Origin of the sequence: Dyella sp. SG562, assembly GCF_011759495.1 — a bacterium.
Lineage (GTDB): Bacteria > Pseudomonadota > Gammaproteobacteria > Xanthomonadales > Rhodanobacteraceae > Dyella_D > Dyella_D marensis.
The window spans coordinates 15,404-36,296 of sequence record NZ_JAAOYS010000006.1 but is presented as its reverse complement, the minus strand read 5'-3'; the positions used below and the strand labels follow the sequence as shown (position 1 = coordinate 36,296).

The following is a 20,893-nucleotide window of genomic DNA, read 5'->3' as shown; positions in this document are numbered from 1 at the left end:
GTGGGAGCCAATAGGGGAGAACGGGCTCATGAATCGTGTTTTTCGCATCGTCTGGTCGCGCGCCTTGCACACCTGGGTGGTGGCATCCGAACTGGCGACACGCCACGGCAAAGCCGGCACCCAAGTTGACCGGCGCGCTGGAGCTGCCGGCAGCACGGCCGATCGCCTCGCGTCCGCGGGCCAGCACTCGCTCTGGCCACTGCGCCTGAGCATCGTGGCCGCCCTGCTGGCGCTGCACGCGCCCGCGCATGCGGTGGATCGCTACTGGGATGTCAATGGCACCAGCCTCGGCTACGGCGGCACCGGCACCTGGAACACCACCAACGCGTTCTGGAGCCCGAACAACGACGGCGTCAGCGGGCCCTACAGCGCCTGGAACAACGCCGCGCTCTATGACGCGTACTTCGGCGGCACGGCCGGCACGGTGACGCTGGGCGGGGCGATGACGGTACACAACCTCACGTTCCAGACCACGGGCTATTCGCTCACCGGCGGCAGCCTGACGCTTGGCGGCACCAATCCCACCATCACGGTGACGACCGGCAGCACCACCATCGCCTCGCCGATCACCAGCACCAGCGGATTGATCACCGGCGGCGCCGGCACGCTGACGCTCAATGGAAGCAATACCTTTGGCGGCGGCATCACCATCAATGGCGGCGCCCTGGTTCTGAATGCCGCGAACAGCTTCACCGGCGACATCAACGCCATCGGTGGCAGCCTCAGCATTGGCGCGATTGGCGACGCGGCGCTGGGCAATGCGGCCAACCAGATCTACCTGGCCAACGGGCGGTCGTTCTCGTCCACGGGCATGATTTCGTCGAGCCGCACCGCCAACCTCACGGGCGGCATCGCCAGCATTGGCGGCACCGGCGTGGGCGGCGTGCGCTACACGGGCGCCGGCGGACTGAGCGTCGCCGACGGCGTATCGCTGACCAACAACGCCAACGACTACCAGGGGCAGACCCGGTTCACTACGCAGACGGGCTGGTCCGGCAGCTACAACGCCTTCACTTCGATCGCCGACCTGGGCGTGGCGAGCGCGCTCGGCGCCCCGACCACGGTCGCCAACGGAACCATCGTCATCGGACCGGGCGGTGGCCAGTCCCTCGGACCGAACCAGGTCTATTACACCGGTACCGGCAACAGCTCCAACCGCAACTGGCAGATCAATCCGGGCGCGTATGCGGGTTCCGCGACTTTGTTCAACGCAGGCAGCGGCACGCTGCGGCTGACCGGCAACATTGCCGCCGGCGGCGCAGCAGGCCATGCCGTCGGTTTCGCCGCACAGTCAGCCGACATGGAGCTGCTGGGCGTCATCAGCGCCAACGACGCCCGCGGCATCGCCTTCAGCGCCAGCGCGGGGCGTACGGTCCGGCTGGGCATCGCCAACACCTTCACCGGCCCGGCGTCGATCGGTGGCGCCGGCAAGGTCGAGGCATCGCTGATCGCCAATGCCGGCGTCGCCGGGTCGCTAGGCGCCGGGTCGGTTTCCATCAGCGGCGGCAATCTGTCCTACGTCGGCGCCGGCGAATCGACCAACAAGAACTGGGGCATTTCCAACGGCTCGCTCAACAGCAACGGCGCCGGCGCCCTGTCCCTGAGCGGTACCGTCGGCATCTCCAATACGGCCACCCTGGGCGGCAGCTTCACCGGCGCCGACAATCTCATTTCGGGCGTGATCTCCGGCACCGGCAACCTGCGCAGCGCGGGCAGCGCCAGCTGGACGCTGACCGGCGCCAACACCTATACCGGCACGACCATCGTCGACTCAGGCGTGCTGCGCGCCGGCACGGCCACCGCCTTCGGCGCCTCCACCGCCGCGCAGGTCAATGGCGGCACGCTGGACTTCAACGATTTCGACCGCAGCTTCAACACACTCGCCGGTACGGGCGGCGTCGTGGACCTGGGCACCGCCACGCTCACTCTGCAGGCCGCCGCAGGCACCACGGCAAGCTACGCCGGTAACATCACCGGCACCGGCGGGCTCACCAAGCTGGGTGCCAGCACGCAGACGCTGACCGGCGCCAATACCTACACCGGCGCCACCACCATCGGCGGCGGCGTGCTTGCGCTGGACTTCAGCCCCGCCGGCGGCCCGACCAGCAACATCGTCAGCAGCAGTTCCACGCTCAATATGGTCGGCGGCCGGCTCAACATCGTCGGCGCGGCGGGCGAAAGCGATACGCAGACCTTCAACGGCCTCAACGTCACCGCCAGCAACAACACCATCGACGCCAAATCCGGCACCGGCGGCAGCCTGACCGTGAACCTGGGGGCGATCAATCGCACCGGCGGACTGATCAACTTCAACCTGCCGACCAGCGGCAGCATCACCACCACCAACACGACGCTGGGCGGCTGGGCCACCGTCAACGGCACCGACTACGCCAAGGTGGTGGGCGGCAAGATCACGGCGTTCGCGCCGCTGGACTACACCAACAAGGACAACGCCGCCAACTGGTTGAACAACGAGTACATCACCGATGCCACCGGTTTCTTCGGCACCGTGACGGGCACCAAGCAACTGGCGGGCCTGCGCTACACGGTGCCCAAGTCCACCACGGTCACGGTGAGCCCCGGCCAGACCTTGGGCGTGGACGGCACCATCATCGTGGCGCCGACGGTGGCGAACACCAATCAGCTGATCACCGGCGGCATGATGACCGGCGCCAGCGGCGGTGACCTGGCCGTGCAGCAGAACAGCACCGGCAATTTCACCATCGCCTCGCAGATCGTCGACAACGGCACGGGCACGGGCTTCGTCAAGGCCGGCACCGGCCTGGTAACGCTGAGCAATACCGGCAATACCTATACCGGCGCCACACGCGTAGCGCAGGGCACGCTGGCGGTGAGCAGCATTAAGAACGGCGGCGTGGCCAGCGGCATTGGCGCCTCGTCCGCCGCGCCGTCGAACCTGGCACTGGAAGGCGCCACGCTCAGCTACACCGGCACCGGGGACACAAGCGACCGCGGCTTCACCTTCGCCAAGTCCGGCGCCATCATCGAAAGCGGGGTGCAGGTGACCAACGCGGCCGCCAACCTGACCTTCAGCGGACTGGTGAGCAGCCCGGACGGTGCGAACTTCCTCAAGAGCGGCCCCGGCACGCTGACCCTGGCCAATCCCGCCAATGCCTTCACCGGCATCGTCACCGTCAGCGGCGGCCTGCTCGGCGCTACGACCCTGGCCGACGGCGGGCAGGCGAGCAGCATCGGTGCAGGCGGCAGCGCCTCGGCCAACCTCGTCTTGAATGGCGGTGGCCTGCAGTACACCGGCGCCACCGCCAGCACCAACCGCGGCTTCACCCTGGGCAGCAGCGGCGGCATCGTCGACGTGACTGCGGCGGGCACGACGCTGACCGACAGCGGCGTCATCGTGGGCGCCGGCTCACTGACCAAGAACGGCGCCGGCACCCTAGTGCTCAGCGGCGCCAACACCTACACCGGCGGCAACACCGTCAACAACGGCATCCTGCGTGCCGGCGCGGCCAACGCGCTCGGTGGCTTTACCGGTTCGCCTACCAACCTGGCCAATACCGCTGGCGTGTTGCTGGACCTCAACAACTTCAACAACATGATCGGTCCGCTCAACGGCGGCGGCGCCAACGGCGGCAACGTGACGCTCGGTTCAGGCACGCTGCGCATCGTCTCCGGCAACGGCAATTACTCGGGCGTGATCAGCGGTACCGGTGGCGTCTGGCGCACCGACGGCGGCAACCAGACCTTCAACGGCTGCAACAACACCTATACCGGCGCCACCAACTTGCAGGGCGCGACCCTGACCGTGAACTGCCTGGCCAACGGCGGCGCGGCCAGCGGCATCGGTGCGTCCAGCAGCGCGTCGGCCAATCTGACCTTCACCAACGGCAATCTGAACTACACCGGCGGCACCGTCAGCATCGATCGCGGCTTCAATCTGGCCGGCTATGGCGTCATCGACGTGGTCAGCGGCACCACGCTCGGTTTCAGCGGCCAGGTCGTCGGCGGCGGCGAGTTGTACAAGGACAACGCCGGCACGCTGGTGTTGTCCGGCAACAACACCTACACCAACAACACCCGCGTCAGAGGCGGCACGCTGCGCGCGGGTTCGGCCACGGCTTTCGGCAGCACCAATTCCTTCTGGCTGGACAATACCGCCGGCGCCCTGCTGGACATGAACAATTTCAATGCCAACGCGGGCGCGCTGATCGGCGGCGGCGCCGCCGGCGGCAACATCGCGATGGGCACGGGCACGCTGACGATCAGGGACGGCCTGGGCCAGACCTACGCCGGCGCGATCAGCGGCACCGGCAGCCTGATCAAGAACGGTGCCGGCACGCAGATACTGTCCGGCTGCAACAACAGCTATACCGGCAGCACCGCCATCAATGCCGGCGTGCTGACGGTGAACTGCCTGAACAACGGCGGCGTGAACAGCTCGATCGGCGCCTCCAGCGCCGCGCCGGCCAATCTTTCGATCAATGGCACGCTGCGCTATGTCGGCACCGGCAGCAGCACCGATCGCCAGTTCACCCTGGGCACCAGCGGCGGCACGCTGGATGCCTCGGGCACCGGCATCGTCGAATTCACCAGCGCCGCGCCGGTGACGCTGGCCGGCGCGAACACCGCGCGCACGCTGACCCTGACCGGCAGCAATACCGGCTACAACCTGCTGGCCGCGCAACTGGACAACAACGGCGCGGGCGTCACCTCGCTAACCAAGACCGGCACCGGCACCTGGCGCCTGACCAATGCCAACAGCACCTACACCGGCATCACCCGCATCAACGGCGGCGTGCTCAGCGTCGACCAGATGGCCAACGGTGGGCAGGCCAGCAGCATCGGCGCCTCGTCCAGCGCCGCGGCCAACTTGGTGATCGGCAACGGCTCGACGCTGCGCTATACCGGCGCGGGCGACACCAGCGACCGCCAGTTCACGCTGGACACGGGCGTTACCTACATCGAGTCCTCCGGCACCGGCGCGCTGCAGTTCACCAACACCGGCGCGGTCGCGCTGCTCGGCACCAATGCGACCCGCACCATCGCCCTGGGCGGCACCAACACCGGCGCCAACACGATGGGTGGCGCCATCGGCGACAACGGCACCGGCAAGACCACGCTGGCCAAGAACGACAGCGGCACCTGGGTCCTTACCGGCAACAACACCTACACCGGCAATACCGTCATCAACAACGGCAATCTGATGATCGGTAATGGCGGCACCACCGGCAACGCGGGCGCGGGCAACGTGATCGTGGATTCGCCCACCTCCACGCTGTCGCTCAATCGCAGCGACACCTTTACCTTCAGCGGCACGCTGAGCGGTCCCGGCACGTTAGCTCAGGTGGGTTCTGGCACCAGCGTGCTGACCTCGGCGGCCAACCAGATCGGCGCGACGACGATCAGCGCCGGTACGCTGCAGGTGAATGGCGGGTTGACCACGCCGACCATCGGCATGACCGGCACCTCGGCATTGACCGTCAACGGCACGGTGCAGGCCGCCGGTCCCGCGCCCGCCGCGATCAGCGGCGACGCCGGCAACCAGAGCATCACCGTCAACGGCGGCGGCACGCTGCTGGCCAGCGGCGACCTGGGCGACGGCAGCGATGCGCTCAATCTCACCGGCCAGCTCAACACCGGCACGGGCACGCTGAGCCTCGGCAACGGCAATGACGTGATGACCTTGCACGATGGCGCCTCGATCGCCGGCACGGGCGTGGACGCCGGCGCCGGCACCGACCAGCTGGTGATCGACAACGCCAACCCGTACGTCTTCAGCGGTGCGGGCGTCAGCGGCTTCGAGCAACTGACCAAGCAGAACGGCGGCGTGCTCACCCTGACCGGCGCGCAGGCCTACAGCGCCGGCACCGCGGTGCAGGGCGGCACGCTGGACGTGGACGGCACGCTGACCACGCCGACCCTGACGATGGCCGACAACACGCTGCTCAATGTCGACGGCACGGTCCAGGCAGCGGGCGCGGCGCCTGCCACGCTCAGCGGCAGCGGTGGCAGCAACACCGTCCTGATCAACAGCGGCGGCGTACTGCGCGCCAATGGCAGCCTCGGCGACGGCAGCGACGCCGTGACCGTGGCGGGCACGTTGGACACCGGCGCCAGCGCGCTCAGCTTGGGCGACGGCAACGATGTGCTGACCCTGCGCGACGGCGCGACGCTCGCCGGCGTAGGCGTCGATGGCGGCACCGGCGTGAACCAGCTGGTGCTGGACAACGCCGGCGCGCTGAGCTTCAACGGCAACCAGACGTCCGGCTTCGGCAACCTGGTCAAGCAGAACACCGGCACGGCCACCATGACCGGCACGCAGACCTTCACCCTCGGCACCGCGATCAACCAGGGCACGCTGGATGTCGAAGGCAATCTGACCACGCCGTCCATCAGCCTGGCCGACGGCACGACCTTGAACGTGGACGGCACCGTGCAGGCGGCGGGCGGCAACCCGTCGGTGCTGACCGGCAGTGCCGGCAGCAACACGGTGAGTGTCGGCGCGGGTGGCACGCTGCTGGCCAGCGGCGACCTGGGCGACGGCAGCGACGTGCTGGACGTCGCCGGCACGCTCAACACCGGCGGCGGCACGTTGGCGCTCGGCGCGGGCAACGACACCCTGACCATCCACGACAACACCAACATCATCGGCACCGTGTCCGCAGGGGCGGGCAACGACACCTTCGACACGCATATCGACACGGTGGCCAACCTCGGTGCGGTGCAAGGCTTTGAGACGCTGGCCAAGACGGGCACGGGCGTACTGAACATCAATGGCCCGCTGAGCTCGGACTTCAACGCCGTCAACGTGCAGACCGGCACCTTGAACGTGACCGCGGCCGGCAGCGTGGTGGGCAGCCCCGGCATTCCGCTGACCACCACCGTGGCTGCGGGCGCCACCCTCAACGTGGACGGCAGCTACGGCTGCAGCGCCGGCGACGACAGCATGACCGTGGCCGGCACCGTCTCGGGCAGCGGCACCATCGACCTGTGCGGCGGCAACGACACGCTGACCTTGCAGGATGGCGCCGTGCTCAACAACACGATCAGCGGCGGCACCGGCACCGGCGACACGCTGGTGCTGGACGCGGCCGGCACATCGACCTTCGACGCCAGCCGCACGAGCAACTTCGAGCTGCTGCAGAAGATCAACAGTGGCACCGCCACGCTGACCGGAACCCATACCTTCACGGGCGGTGCCACGCTCAGCGGCGGCACGCTGAACGTGGCGGGGACATTGCACACGCCCACCGTGAGCGTGGCGGGCGGCACTACGCTCCAGGTCGACGGGAGCGTCGATGCGGGTACCGGCACGCCCACGCTGATCAGCGGCGATGCCGGCAGCAACACCGTCTCCGTGGGCAGCGGCGGCCTTCTGCTGGCGACCGGCGACCTGGGCGCCGGCGTCGACACGCTGGACGTCACCGGCACGCTCAATACCGGCGGCGGCGTGTTCTCGCTGGGCGACGGCAACGACAACTTCGTGGTGCACGACGGCACCACGGTGGTGGGCACCGTCGATGGCGGTGCCGGCCTGGATACGCGCACCTACGACATCAACGGCGTCGCGACCCTTGGCGCGCTGCTCAACTTCGAGGGCGTGACCAAGACCGGCGCCGGCACGCTCAACGTCGCCGGGCCGGGCGCCACCGCGCTGCAGGAGGTGCAGGTGCTCGGTGGCACGCTGAACGTGGCCGCGGGCGCCAGCATCGAAGCCGCTGCGGGCAGCCCACTGACCACCACCGTCGCCGGCGGCGCCACTTTGAACGTGGATGGCAGCTACGGCTGCGGCGCCGGCAACGACACCATGAACGTGTCGGGCACCGTCTCCGGCAGCGGCACCATCAATCTGTGCGGCGGCGACGACACGCTGGTCCTCAACGACGGCGCGAACCTGGCCGGCCTGGCGCAGCCGATCGACGGCGACGCCGGCACGGGCGACAAGGTCGTGCTCAACAACGCCGGCGCCATGACACTGGATGCGGGCCGCGTCGCCAACTTCGAGATCCTGCAGAAGGACAACACCGGCGAGGCGACCCTCACCGGTACCCAGTCCTACACCGGCGGCACGCTGCTCAACAACGGCACGCTGACCGTGGCGGGACAGCTCGACACACCGACGGTCGCCATGGCCGATGGCACCGTGCTCAATGTGGACGGCCAGCTCGACGGCGGCGCGGGCACGGCCGCGGCGATCACCGGCAGCAGCGGCGTCAACACCGTCAACGTGGCCGCCGGCGCGCTGCTGGTCGCCACCGGCGACCTGGGTGACGGCAACGACGTGCTCAGCGTGGCCGGTACGCTGCAGACCCAGGGCGGCGTGTTCTCGCTGGGCGCGGGCGACGACACCTTCAAGGTGTTCGACACCACCAATACCGCCGGCGCCACGATCGACGGCGGCGCCGGCAACGACACGCTGGACGTCAACATCAGCGGCGGCCACACCGCGCCGCTGGGCAGCCTGCTGGGCTTTGAATCGCTGGGCAAGTCCGGGCAGGGCACCTTGGAGATCCAGGGGACGTCGAACTTCATCGACGTCAACGTCAACCAAGGCGTGCTGCGCGTGAGCGGTGCAGGCAGCGTCAGCGCCGTCAATACGGACATCCTTGCCGGCGCGACGTTGGAGCTGGCCAATGGCGGCAGCTACCTGGGGACCAGCGGCGCGGACAGCTTCACCGTCGCCGGCACCGTGCTCGGCAGCGGCACGATCAACCTCGGCGACGGCGACGACACGTTCACCATCAAGGACGGCGCCGACCTGTCGGGCCTGGCCACGCCGGTCAGCGGCGGGGCAGGCAACGACACCTTCGTCGCCGACCTGGCCGGGCAGGCCGTGCTCGGTGGCGCCATCGACTTCGAGACGCTGAGCAAGACCAATACGGGCACCTTGACCGTCGCCGGCCCGGCCCCTTCGGCCTTCACCACGGTCCACGTCGATGGCGGCACGCTGGACGTCGGCGCGGCCGGCAACCTCAGTGGCGTAGTCACGACCACCGTGGCCAACGGCGCGACCCTGCAGGTCGACGGCAGCTTCAGCGGTTCGGCCGGCAACGACAGCATGACCCTCGCCGGCGCGCTCAGCGGCAGCGGCAGCATCGCCTTCGGCGCCGGTGACGACGTGCTGACCCTGCGCGACGGCGCCGACATGAGCGGCTTTACCGGCACCCTCGACGGCGGTGCGTACGGCACCGGCAACACGGTGATGCTCGACAACGCGCAGGCGCTGAGCTTCGGCAACGGCACCGTCACCAACTTCCAGTTCCTCGACAAGACCAACAGCGGCACCGCCACCCTGGTGGGCAACCAGAACTTCAGCGGCGGCACCACGCTCGGCGGCGGCCAGCTGCTGGTAAATGGCAGCCTGCACACGCCGGGCGTCGCGATGAGCGACGACACCACGCTGAGCATCACCGGCACGCTCGATGCGGGCAGCGGCACGGCGAGCGCCATTACCGGCAGCGCCGGCGTCAATACGGTCGCGATCACCGGCACCGCGCTTGCCACGGGTGATCTCGGCGCGGGCAATGACGTGCTCGACGTGCGCGGCACGCTCGATACGGCGGGCGGCGTCTTCGCGCTGGGCGATGGCGACGACAGCTTCGTAGTGCACGACGGCACGATGGTGCAGGGCACGGTGGACGGCGGCGCGGGCTTCGACACGCGCGTCTACGACATCAACCTGGCGGCCGACCTCGGCGCCCTGGTCAACTTCGAGGGCGTGACCAAGACGGGCACGGGCGTGCTCAATATCAACGGCCCGGCCACTACCAACCTGCAGCAGGTCAACGTGCTCGGCGGCATCTTGAACATCGCCACGGGTGCCACCGTGGCCGCCATCGCCGGGGGGCCGCTCGACACCGTGGTGGCGGCCAGCGCCACCTTGAAGGTGGATGGCCACTTCGGCTGCGGCGACAGCGCGGACCACATGACCGTGGCCGGCACGGTCGCAGGCTCCGGCAGCATCGACCTGTGCGGCGGCGACGACGTGCTTACGCTGAAAGATGGCGCGGTGCTCGACAACACCATCAGCGGCGGCGGCCACAACCTCGGCGATACGGTGGTGCTCGACAACACCGGCGCGCTGAGCTTCGATGCCTCGCGCACGATCAACTTTGAATTCCTGCGCAAGGACAGCGCCGGCGAAGCCACGCTTACCGGCAGCCAGAGCTTCACCGGCGGCAGCGCCATCAACGGCGGCACGCTGACCGTCGCCGGCCAACTGGAAACGCCCACCGTGGCCCTGGCCGACGGCACCACGCTCAACGTCAACGGCACCGTGCAGAACGCGGGCGCTACCGCCACCGTGCTGAGCGGCAGCGCCGGCACCAATACGGTGACGGTGGGCGAGGGCGCCACCCTGCGCGCCACCGGCGACCTTGGTGCAGGCAACGACGTGCTCGACGTGGCCGGCACGCTCGATACCGCCGGCGGCAGCTTGGCGCTCGGCGACGGCGACGACACGCTGACCATCCATGACCACACCCGCATCATCGGCACGGTGGCCGCGGGCGCCGGCAACGACACCTTCAACGCCGACATCGCCACTGTCGCCGACCTGGGTGCGGTGCAGGGCTTCGAGACGCTGAGCAAGACCGGCGCCGGCGTGCTCAACGTCAATGGCCCGGCCAGCTCGGACCTCACCGCGGTGAATGTGCGCGCAGGCGTGCTCGATGTGACGGCCGGCGGCAGCATCACCGCGCAAGCCACCACGGTGGCTGCCGGCGCGACGCTGCAGGTCGAAGGCAAGTACGGCGGCACCAGCGGCGACGACAGCTTCACTTCGATGGGCACGGTGCGCGGCGCCTTCGACTTCGGCGCCGGCAACGATAGCGTGTCCTTCGTCGGCGGCGACATCAGCGGCGTCACCGCACTCCATGGCGGCGGCGGCACGGATCGCCTCAGCTTCAGCGGCTTGACGCTGGATAGCGCCAAGCTGCCCGCGCTGAGCGGCTGGGAGCGCATGGAGCTGCTCGATGCCAGCAGCCTGAGCCTGAGCGCGCCACTGAACCTGGGCGGCGGCACACTGGCGATCGACGGCAGCTCCAAGCTGCTCGCCCGCACCGGCGCGTCCTTCGGCGGTAGCATCGAGAACGCCGGCCTGATCGACGTGGGCAGCAGCCGCCTGCCAATCAGCGGTGACTACGTCGCCAAGAACGGCACCTTGCAGTTGGACGTATCGGCGGAAACCCTGAAGTCCGGCGGCCTGGACGTCGGCGGCGACGTCAGCGGCGTGACCCGCATCGCCTTCGGCAGCGACGGCAGCAAGCTTTCCGGTGCGGGCAAGGTGTCGATCCTGGTGATCTCCAGCCCGCACGACAATCCGGCTACGCCGGGAAGCTTCGTGCCGGCGAACACGGTTGATGGCGCGGTACGGCTGGGCGGCAGCGCGTTTCCGTGGAGCTTCGGCCAGCAGAGCGACCAGAACTGGTATCTGCAGGCCCAGTCCGGCCTGCTGCCCGAACTGCCCGCCTATGCCGTGCTGCCGACGTTGGGCGCGCTGATGGCGCGGCAGAACGACGACCTGGTGCATCAGCGCCTGGCTGGCATGCGCAGCACCGAGCGCCCGCTGTGCGGCAACAAGCCGGAGCAGCGCGACACCGAGCAGGCCGATACGCGCTTCATCGACGACTGCCATGGCTTCTGGGTCGCGGCCACCGCCAGCAGCACGGACCTGGGCGCCGATCCCGGCGTCGCCACGTCCGGCAGCGACGTGGGCATGTATGTCGGTTACGACTACGTGGGCTCGGACAGCAGCGGAACGGGCCGCATCGGTGCCTTCGTGGGCTACCTGCACGGCAACTACTGGACCACCGGAAGCAACTCGACCGGCCTGCCGGGTATCGGCAAGGCCGGCATCCGCCTGGATACGCCGGTGGCCGGCTGGTACGGCAGCCTCTATTGGAACGACGGCAGCTATCTGGACACCGTGGTGAGCGGCCAGCGCGCCCGCGCGCGCATTCGCACCCCCGATGGCTTTACCCAATCGCTCAGTGGCGGCAGCGTGACCGTCAGCGCGAAAGCCGGGCACCGTTACCGTCTGGACAGCGGCTGGACCCTCGAGCCGTTCGCCAAACTGGCGGCCACCCAGGTGCACTGGAACAGCATGGTCGACAATAACCAGCGGGAGCTGATTTTCGCGAACCATTGGATGGGCACGGCCAGCACCGGTTTGCGCATGGAGCGCGTATTCACCACCGATCGCGGTGCGATGATCCGGCCATGGATGACGCTTACCGTACTCAGGACACTCAATCAGGCGACCGACAGCCTGCAGGTCGTCGAGCCTGGGGTGGGTGGAAACTCCATGCTGTTGCCCAACCAGGATCTTGGCACCACGGCGCGCCTGGACGCAGGCGTGGAAGCCAGGCTCAATACCAGCGTGAGTCTGTTTGGCGTATTGTCGGCCAGCCGCGAGCTTGGCGGCAGCAAGTATCGGGAAGAGTCGGCCAACGTGGGTGTACGGGTGCGTTGGTGAGGCACGCTGCCGCGGTCAGAGGCTCGGCAGGGAGATCGGGAAGAGAAGTGCTGCGCAGGGGGACGGGTGAACGAGCTGGACACAGTGGCAGACCATAGGGCGCTATCCCGCCCCCATCCGAATCCGCCACATGGGGGTCTACTCGTCGAACCGCTGCTTGCGCAGGACGAAGCCGCCGCGCTGCGTAAACGCAGCGCGGCGCTGCCCGCGATAACGCTCGATGATCGTCAGCTTTGCGACCTCGAGCTTCTTCTCAATGGCGGCTTCTCGCCATTGCAAGGTTTCATGAACGGCGACGACTACCGGAGCGTGGTCGAAACCATGCGCCTGGCCGACGGCAGCTTGTGGCCGATGCCGATCACCCTCGATGTCGACGCGGGCGTGGCGGATGGCATGCACCCGGGCCATGAAGTCGTCCTGCGCGACAGCGATGGCACGCCGCTGGCGGTCATGGCGGTGGAAGATGTGTTTCGCCCGGATAACAGGCACGAGGCCTTGCGCGTGTTCGGCACGCTCGACACCGGCCATCCCGGCGCGGCGGAAGTGCTCAACAGGGCAGGGAAGGTCTGTCTTGGCGGCCGGATTCGCGGCATTCAGCTGCCGGCGCATGCCGATTTCGCCACCTTGCGCGATACGCCGCGCAGTCTGCGTGCATGGTTCGATGCCAACGGATGGCACAGCGTGGTCGCCTTTCAGACTCGCAATCCGCTGCACCGCGCTCATTTCGAACTGACCATGCGCGCCATGTCCGAGACCGGCGCAAGGCTGTTGCTGCAACCCGCGATTGGCCGCACTCGTGCAGGCGATGTGGACCATGTCACCCGCGTGCGTTGCTACCAGGCCGTGCTGCCGTACTACGGCGACGCCAACATCAGGTTGTCGCTGCTCCCGCTGGCGATGCGCATGGGCGGACCGCGCGAAGCGCTGTTGCACGCCATCATTCGCAAGAACTACGGCGCCACGCACTTCATCGTCGGACGCGACCATGCCGGCCCAGGCCGGGACGCGAACGGCAAGCCATACTACGGGCCCTATGAGGCCCAAGCCCTGGTGCTGACGTATGCCGATGAACTCGGGATGCACATCCTTCCGTACCAGGAGATGGTCTATGCCGCCAATCGAGGTATCCACGTCACCGCCGATGAAATAGGCGAGGGAGATGTCGCTCAGGCGATCAGCGGAACCGAATTCCGCCAGCGTCTGGCCGGCGGGGAAGAGGTGCCCGGCTGGTTCAGTTTCCCAGAGGTCGTCGCCATTCTGCGCGACTCCATCCGTCCGCGCGCGCGGCAAGGAATCGTCGTTTGGCTCACCGGCCTGCCCGGTGCAGGCAAGTCCACCATAGCCAAGGCGCTCGCCGCCTTGCTGATGGAGCACACGGACCGCACCGTCAGCATCCTCGACGGGGACGATGTGCGCAGACACCTTTCAGCCGGCCTTGGCTTCTCTCGCGAAGACAGGCTGGCCAACGTATTGCGAGTCGCCTATGTGGCCGGCGAGATCGCAAAGCATGGCGGCATCGCCATTTGCGCACTGGTCTCGCCTTATGCGGACGCACGGGAGCAGGCCAGAAAAATGATCGAGGCGCATGGAAATCATCTGGAGGTCCATGTGTCGACGAATATCGAGGTCTGCGAATCGCGTGATGCCAAAGGGCTTTATGCATTAGCGAGGTCGGGCCGGCTGCCTCATTTCACGGGAGTAAGCTCGCCTTACGAAGTGCCGGAGAAGCCAGCACTGAAAGTCGATGCCGGCGCGGCTCCGGCGCAGCAGCTAGCTGGAGATGTTTTTGCGGCGCTCGTGGAGAAGGGGTGGTTGATGACTTTTTGTTATCGAGACTTGAAGGATGGAAATAGTCGGGTCAGGCCGGGATGATTCGCTCGGGTGAGCGGTTGGATTCTCGGGTTCGATCCAAGGTCTCCGCGAGGGTTCATTGCAGGAGCAATTGAGTTCGCCTTATATCATCCATAGAGCGCCTTTCCTTTGGTTAGTCAGCGCCGATGCCATGAAGGCTTGCTACCCGCGTCGGCCAATAGCCGTGGTACGAGCGGCGAGCATAAGGCATTACTGCTTTCGACGAAGGGAGCAGAGCATAAGGCATTCGAGTGCGTACTCGAACTCAAAGACCGAAGGGCTATCTTCGGGAAAACTTTCGAGCTGCATGCTATGGGGATAGGGCTCCTTGTCGGTGATTCGCAACCCCGCAAAGTAGGAGTCCGCGTCCTGGAAGTAGAGGGTATTTACTTCGTCATTGTCCAAATTCCTTCCGAGGAAGACCAGTGAGCTTACCGTGGGTATTAGCATGTCTTGATCGACGTACGAGACATGAAAGTAGGTCTCGCCAATGACCAACTTGTCATTGTTGACGTACTGCGCATACATGGGTAACGCGCGCTGTTCAAAAGTGATCGTCATTAGGTTTGACGGTGCAAGGCGGCTTGCGTGCGCCAATCGTTCTAGTCGTTGGCGGTTGCATGCGCGGCATTATGAACGAAGAATGTGGCCATGGCCGCCCTCTCGGCTAGGCCACTCACACTCACCTATTCTTTCGGCGAATGGAGCATCTCATTAGCTCTTCGAGTGCCCCTTCAAAGTGGAACGTTGCCTGGAGCGCATCTGCTTGGGTCGCGTAAAACATCGCGGCATCAGGATCCAGGTCGGTGTCGGAGAGGCGAATCCCAGATCGATAGGATTCCATGTCTTGGAAGTAAAGGATGTCCTCCTCGTCATCATTATCCAAATTAAGTCCGATAAAGACGATCGATTCGATCAACGGAATGGTCATATCTTCATCGATATAGGCGATCTTGAAATATGTATCGCCAATTTTCAGTTCATTGATTCTGACTGGGTCCGCTGCCAACGGAAGTTCGCGCTTATCGAAAGTGATCATCAATCGCACCCAGTCAGGTTGCTGCTCTTCGGAGAGAGCACCTCATTAGCTCTTCTAAGGCTCGCTCAAAGTCGAATATGGCATCGAGTTGGTCCGGACCGCAGAAAAAGAAGTTGCAACTTCCAGGTTCGGGGTCATCAGAAAGGCGAATTCCTTCTCTGTATGACTCCGCATCTTGAAAGTATAGGGTTTCAGTCTCGTCATGATCACCTAAGTTTTTTCCGATAAACGTCATGGATTCCATTAGTGGGATTTTCATGTCTTCATCGGCATATGTGACGGAGAAGTAGGTGTCGCCGATAGCTAGTTCATCACTGCTAACAGGCTCAGCGGCACGGGCAATTTCACGTTTGTCGAAAGTAGGCATCAAAGTCTCTTCCCTAGTGTGTGGCGCATTCGATAGGGTCTGTGCAATTGCAGGCCGGTGAAGCTGATCGGCTTCGCGAGGGGGCCTCGTCGGGTATCGCAAAGGGTGACGGCTCTGGCGGCTCGTTGCACGAGCAGCTCATTTCACTGTCATGCCAACCCTGGCCCGATAGCGGCCCTTTGATAATTCTCGTCGTCCAAATTTGATTCACTTTACAACTCTGCACCGTGGTTCCGTTTGCCGCGCATTGTGCCTCGCATTGCTCCAGTTCCGGAGTTTTGCAATTGCGGAGTCGTTGACGTTCCGGAGGTAGCGGTTTCGGGAGGAGGCCTAGCTGGTCTGTGAAGGTCAGCGGGCTAAGGTAAGCATAGCCATAGGTGCTCGGGCCGGCAGTCAATCCGGCTGGGTCGCTTTGCAGGTAGCGTCCTGTCGCGGCTTCATAGTGGCGATTGACGTTGTACGCGATACGCGACTCAGTATCGTAATACTGCCCTGCGAAGCGAAGATTGAGCGTGTAACCGCCGGTCGAGCTGGGCTGAGTCTCGCCGAACGGATTGGATTGGTATGGCCACTGCCATACCGTCACGCCGGTGTTGTCGGTGACTGCTCGCGGGGTGTTGAGGCCATCGGCGTGCACGTAATCAGTGGTGCTCACTGCGGCTTGCGTATCGATGACCGCTAGCGGCAAATCTTCCAGCCAAATGTAGTCGCGGGTGGTCCCGCCGTACTCGCCGATGAGTTGGCTGTTCTCGTCATACGCGAAGCGCTGGCTTAGCGACGCTGGCAGCGTAGCCACCTTAGCGATACGCTCGCCAAGGACGTTATAGGTATAGGTGCCGACGGTGCTGCCATTGCGCTGCGCAATGGTCATCCGATTCCGGCCGTTGTAGCCGAACCCGAACGATTCGCCACCCACCGAGCTGGCAGTCGTGTTGCCGTTGTTGTCATACGCGCGGGCGGCACTGCCGATATAGCTCAGCCAGTTGTGGGGATACTGGTAATAGCTATACGTGCCCGTCGCAAGACCGCTACCGGTCTTGCCCGTGCGATTGCCGATGGCATCGTACGTGTAGGACTCCACGCTTGTGCCGGCTGCGTTGTTCACGCCGGTAAGCCGCGACAACCAATCGTAGCCGTAGGTCTCCGTGGCAGGGTTGGCGCCAGGCGCATTGCCCAGGGCCGTGATGCGCCCCATGGCATCTCGGGCGAAGTGCAGGTTGAGCGCCGGACTGGTGGCGTCCGTCACCTGATAGTTCAGGTCGTAGGTGCGCGTCACCGTCTGGCCGTTCCCTAGGGTGTAGCTCGCCACGGGCCCGAAGGGCAGATAGGTGATGCTGGTCGCGATATTGCCGGTGCCGGCGCCCGTCGTGCCGGGCGGTAAGGCCGTAATGGAGCTGATGCGACCTACGGTGTCGTGCTGATACTGGACGGATGTACCACTCGGCGTGGCGACGCTGGCGAGCCGATCGGCCGAGGTGTACGAGTAGCCCGTAACGTCCGTCGCTGAACCCTGGCTCTGGCTCTTCTGCGTGATGTTGCCACGGGCGTCGTAGCAATACACGGTGGTGACGCTGGCTTCGACCATCCGGGTCAGACGACCCACCGGATACGAGCCTACGCAGCCGGTGACGCTGTCGGCCTCGTCGTAGTGGTACGCGACATTGAGGCTGGTATCGACGTACGTGGTCGTTAGAACGCGGTTGAGCGCGTCGTAGCTCGATGTGGCAACGATGTTCTTGGCGTCCGTCCGGGTCAGCACGTTGCCAGCCACATCGAACGTGGAGGACGTCGTGCCGGTATCGGGGCTGGTTAACGTCTTCCGGTTGCTCAAGCCATCGTAAGCGCTGGTCGTGTACTTGTAGTCCGGCGTGAGGGTCTGGGTAAGGTTATCCAGCACGTCGTAGGTGTAGCTAGTGGATGAAACGACCGTCGATCCATTGACGGTCGCGCTACTTTGGAGGCCCGAGTAGCGATTCAGGCCGTCGTAGCTCCGCGTCTGGGTCACGCCCAGCGCATCGACCGACGTCACCAAGTTGCCGTTCGAATCGTAGGCGCCACTGGCACTGGCATCAAAGATGGTGTTGTTCAAGCCATCAATGATCTTGGTGAGCTGGCCGAGGTTATTGAACGTGCGGGACACGTGGCGGCTCGGGGTGGAGCTGCCAACGGCGTAGGTCGCCTCGTCCGTACGGTTGCCCGCCGCGTCCAGCGTGTAGTGAACGTGGTTGCCCTGGGCGTCCGTGACATCAGTTAGCCGGTGGGCACTGTCATAGGTGTAGGTGACCGTCACGCCATCGGCATCGGTGACGGACTCCACGGCTCCATACGGCTTGTAGGTATACGTCGTCGTTGCCCCGGCGACCGTGCGCGTCTTGAGCCAGCCGCGTGGGGTATAGGTCAGGTCCGTGATCACGCCATTGGCATCGACCTGGCGGGTTGGTCGACCTGCCAGGTCGTAGGCGGAGGTCGTGGCCACGTGGCCGAGCGCGTCGGTGACCTGGTAGAGGTCACCCGCCCGATGACACGCACCGCCCGCTGCAGCGCAGCCGGACGTATCCGTGGTCATGTAGTAGCTGTAATGCGTGATGTCGGAGACATCCGTACGCGGCCCGTCCTCTGTCAGCTTCAGGCCGACGACGGGGCACTGGGTGGTGTCCACGCTCGATAGGTCCACTGACGCACGCCGGCAGGCGCCTGCGCGTTACTGCCGCAGGTGTAAGCAGCAGCGCCGGTCACAGCCGGGTCAACTTCGCAACGAGCGGTGACTTGGCCGGTGTTGTTGTACACCCAGGCGCTTTGCGTGATGGGATTGTTGTTGCTGTCGAGCGTGACCCGCGTCAAGGGGTGGCGAAGCGTCGTGTCCCAGGTGGTATTGATCGTGCGTTGCTGTCCGAGCGACGCCAGGTTGTAGCCTTCGATCCGCTGCGTTTCCAGGCCCGCCGTGTTGTAGGTGAGCTTGGTGACGTTGAAAGTAAAGTCGGTGTACTGGCTGGGATAGCCGTTCGTGTCGTACTGAATCGACTGATAGCGTTGCTTGCACCAATCGGTGTTGCAGGCCGCAAACATACCCGTCAGCTTGATGGCGCCATAGCCATCGTCCTTCATAGAGACATTGCCCGAGGCGCCGAGCGGAAACGTCATCGTAGCGAATGAGCTGCTGCCGCCCGTCACGCTTCCCGCATTGGCGCCCCCGGCATGCGACGACGATACCGCGCGACCATTGGTAGCGCTGTAGCCCGTGGTGTCGTAGCGAACGCCCGCTTCATCGATGACGCCGGTCAGGGCATAGGGGAAGTTGGCCCCGCCGGTATAGGTCGATTCGTTGTAGACGTATTGCTTGGTCTTGCTATCGGGATACTGGACGGAGGTCAGCGTTCCATTGGTGTAGCCGTACGTCAGTACACCGCCGTCCGGAAGTGTCACCGTATGCAGCAAGCCGCTACCGTCATAGGCGAACTGCAGGGTTCGGCCGAACGGATCGGTCACCGTCTGCAACTTGCCGCCGCTATAGGTGAGCGTCGTTGTCTGGCCGGTGGCATCGGCGATGTATTGCAATTGCCCCGAGGTCGAGTAGCGCTCGAACTGATTCGGGCCGGCCACGTAGACGGTGAAGCCCGTACTGTCGGCCGTCAGCGTGTCCGGAATATTGGGGTCAGCTGCCCAACCGCCATTGGCCGTAGGCATGAAGCGCTCGCTGCGACCGTCGGCCCGGAGAAGCTGGATGTAGGACGTGCCGCCACCGCCTACGAGCGTGTTCTGGAACAGCAGAGAGCGGTCAAAGGAGTGGCGCCACTGTGGCCCCATGCTCGCCGGTCGCACACTGGCCTGGCTGTTGTAGAAGCGCCGGAAAGTCAGCCAAGGCAGAGCATCGAAATCGGATTCTTGGTCGTACTTATTACCCGTCGCCAGATTGATCGGGTCCAAGACCAAAGGGGTGCCAGGGCAGGTGACGATGCCATCGCCGCCTTGCACACCATCACCGCCGTTGCAGTTGCCCGAATCGCCCGTGTTTTTCTCCGGGTTGTTGTCGTACGCGGTGAACTGAATTTCGATGACGTTGCTTGGGCAGACGAAGCTGCTCGGGTCCGTCGAGACGTAGTAGACCTTCGCGACGTTGCCTTGCGCCTGCTGTGTCGCGTTCTCATAGGCTGAGGCGACCTGGCAATTTGCTCCTGCGGGGTAGCGGGCTGCAAGGAACTGCTTGGTCCCATCGAGCGCTAGGCTGATTTCCCCCCACGAATACTGCACGGGGTTGTTGTTCGTATCGAAGTCTTTTATGTAGAACGGGATGGCGTAGTAGGTCGTGGCGCTAGTCGCGCCCACCCATCCCAAACAGAGGGCTAGCGCCCACACCGAAAGCCACACGCGACGCGTGCGGCTATGACACCTCTGTATAGCGGCCATCCCTGTCTCCTTCGCCGTTGTTGTCTCGATCCTAAGTTCGCGCTGCGGTCCGTCAGCGGCGCGGCGTCATCCGTAAAGCCCTATGCTGCCGGTCGGGCAAACCGCGAACCGGCGCATCAGCATCTCAGGAGGCGATGTCAATGAAATGTGAAAATCGACCGGCGGCGCTTTGGCTTGGGTTTAGATGGCCAAATTAGCGGAGTGATTCGAAAGAAATTACGGTGCGCACACTAATTTTTGGCGCATCGCCGAAAGATCTGAGCGTTCCGCTGTCAGTCGTTCCTTCAATACGCGGTCACTTGGTGATTCATCATCGCTGCGCTGGCCATTGGTCCAGTTATAAAGAACGCCGCTTGTTAGGCGATGCTCATCCTGGGTGACGGCCTCTTCGAGCCTGCGGATTTCTTGGATCGCTGCTGTGTTCTGCACACGTCTCATGTCCTCCAGTTGCGCGTGACACGTAACCAGTTCGCCTGCGACTTCATTCGATGCCTTGGAGTCCCCCACTTCTTTGCGAAGTTCATCATTCTTATTTTCTAGGTCATGCACCCGGCCACGTAGATATGTGATTTCGTCCGTATCGCCTTTATGCCTTTCCGTGAAATAGGTGCTTGACCCAAGGGCTGTTGCACCTGCCCCTACAATCGTCCATACCACTCCAAAACCAACCTTCTCCCAAATGCCGCTCATAGATTCCCTGTGAGTTCCGTCTACGTGTGCGTGAGCATATCGAATAGGTCTCCCAGCGGCGACGCCGGAGAGGCCGATGAAACCTGCT

Annotated in this window: 7 protein-coding genes; 2 read left to right on the top strand and 5 right to left on the bottom strand. The window is 64.8% G+C overall.

The window, feature by feature from the left end; translation table 11 throughout:
• Window positions 1-28 precede the first annotated feature (28 nt).
• Both FHW84_RS12795 and FHW84_RS12790 read left to right on the top strand, forming a co-directional pair.
• On the top strand, window positions 29-12,454 hold the full coding sequence (locus FHW84_RS12795; protein ID WP_167256071.1) for an autotransporter-associated beta strand repeat-containing protein: 12,426 nt from the start codon (window positions 29-31) through the stop codon (window positions 12,452-12,454).
• Between the two features lie 66 nt (window positions 12,455-12,520).
• Window positions 12,521-14,326: a bifunctional sulfate adenylyltransferase/adenylylsulfate kinase gene (locus tag FHW84_RS12790; RefSeq protein WP_167256069.1), complete on the top strand. Its 1,806-nt coding sequence runs from the start codon at window positions 12,521-12,523 to the stop codon at window positions 14,324-14,326.
• Window positions 14,327-14,987: 661 nt separating this feature from the next.
• Here the strand turns inward: FHW84_RS12790 and FHW84_RS12785 are convergent.
• From FHW84_RS12785 to FHW84_RS12765, 5 genes are all read right to left on the bottom strand, one after another.
• Window positions 14,988-15,344 carry a hypothetical protein gene (locus tag FHW84_RS12785; RefSeq protein ID WP_167256067.1) on the bottom strand — a complete coding sequence of 119 codons (357 nt, stop codon included), beginning with the start codon at window positions 15,342-15,344 and terminating at the stop codon, window positions 14,988-14,990.
• Between the two features lie 13 nt (window positions 15,345-15,357).
• Complete coding sequence (locus FHW84_RS12780; protein ID WP_167256065.1) at window positions 15,358-15,711, bottom strand: hypothetical protein; 354 nt, start codon at window positions 15,709-15,711, stop codon at window positions 15,358-15,360.
• Window positions 15,712-15,724: 13 nt separating this feature from the next.
• Window positions 15,725-18,370: an RHS repeat protein gene (locus FHW84_RS12775; RefSeq protein ID WP_167256063.1), complete on the bottom strand. Its 2,646-nt coding sequence runs from the start codon at window positions 18,368-18,370 to the stop codon at window positions 15,725-15,727.
• Entirely contained in the window at window positions 18,337-20,115 is a 1,779-nt protein-coding gene (locus FHW84_RS12770; protein WP_167256061.1) for a DUF6531 domain-containing protein, read from the bottom strand. The genes FHW84_RS12775 and FHW84_RS12770 overlap by 34 nt, the downstream gene beginning before the upstream one ends.
• A 216-nt stretch (window positions 20,116-20,331) precedes the next feature.
• Window positions 20,332-20,805, bottom strand: coding sequence for a hypothetical protein (locus tag FHW84_RS12765; RefSeq protein ID WP_167256059.1), 474 nt, complete (start codon window positions 20,803-20,805; stop codon window positions 20,332-20,334).
• Between the last annotated feature and the right edge of the window lie 88 nt (window positions 20,806-20,893).